Origin of the sequence: Phytopseudomonas daroniae (assembly GCF_004327285.1) — a bacterium.
In the GTDB taxonomy this organism is placed as follows: domain Bacteria; phylum Pseudomonadota; class Gammaproteobacteria; order Pseudomonadales; family Pseudomonadaceae; genus Aquipseudomonas; species Aquipseudomonas daroniae.
The window spans coordinates 1-1,249 of sequence record NZ_QJUI01000052.1; the positions used below are offsets into that span (position 1 = coordinate 1).

The 1,249-nt window shown below is 61.4% G+C and carries 1 protein-coding gene; it reads right to left on the bottom strand.

Annotation, left to right across the window (positions count from 1 at the left end; translation table 11 throughout):
* Nucleotides 1–9: 9 nt before the first annotated feature.
* The coding region (locus DNK06_RS25020) for an IS4 family transposase (protein ID WP_131182668.1) at nucleotides 10–1,249 on the bottom strand (1,240 nt) is incomplete at its 5' end.

Here is a 1,249-nt window from a genome sequence, read left to right on the forward strand (position 1 = left end):
TAATGCCAGTCAGTTAAGCTGACTGGCATTTTTCTTTTTGGGGTATTTGGTCGGTTTAGGTTTCACGACGCGGGGATAGTGCCGTTCTCGCCTGGGTGGCAGGACGAAGTGACGGGCCTGGATTCTCAGCTCTGCCAGCCGTTGGGGGATAGTCGCCGGTGTTTGCGTGGGGCAATAACGCAGAGCCCCCGCGATGGCGATGGCCAACCACTGGAAGCTCAGGCGTTGTGGGGGTATTTCCAGCTCCTCGGCCATCAGGTGCATTTCCTGGCGGATCAGGTTGTAGGCCAGCAAGGTTCCCCATAACTCCTGCCGAGCGAGTTCAGGGAGTTTACTGCGCAGCAATCCGCCATCTTGCAGGCCTTGCTTGATCTCGCGGTAACCCAGTTCGATCTCCCAGCGCTCGCGATAGTGAGCCGCCACCTGATCGGCCGGGTAGCGGTGTGGATCACAGAGCGAACTCAGGTAGCGCCTGGGCTTACCATCGACCCTGCGCTCAATCAAACGGGCCTGCCAGTACTCGGGGAGCTGTGGCTGCTGTCGACGGGCCTGAGGCGAGACCGGCAGACGTACCAGCCAGTCACCCGGCCCAAAGGTCTTTACGATGTCATGGCGCAGTGTTGATTTGGCACGCATCAACCAGTGACGCTCGGCGCCTTGCCTCTGCCAATCAAGAAGGAAGGTGGCTGAGTAGTAGGCACGATCAAAAATGGTCAGCGAATGGTCACCCACCGCCTGCGCCAACTCCCGGGCGAAACTGAGTTCCCCCACCGCAAAGCTGCCGAAGCGTGCGGCACGGATCAGGTGGCTATAGGTGTCCATGAGGCAGACCCCACGGGCCTGGGGCCAGTTACTGACACCGTGCTGGTTCTTTCCACTGGAGAAGGCCTCGCGATTCTCCGGTGTATCCGGCATCGACCAGACCACGCCATCCACGGCGAAACTGCGTAGCCCATGAAAACGGGCGCAGGCGGGAGGCTCGGTCGCCAGCCAGGCCTGCGCCAATTGCTCGAACAAGGCCTCCAGCGGGGCCTCGCCCAAGCGCTGCCGCGCCTGCACCGCCGCACTGGGCACAGGAGCCAACCCCTGTCCATCGGATAGGCCCAGTTGCTGCACGATCAACCAGATGGGTTCGTTCTTGAACAAGGCCATCCCCACGACCAGCCACACAATGCGCTCAGCCGGCAGGCGCCGACGGCGAAGCGAAACTGTTCCGGTCAGCCTCAAGGCCTCCTCGATCCATAACGGA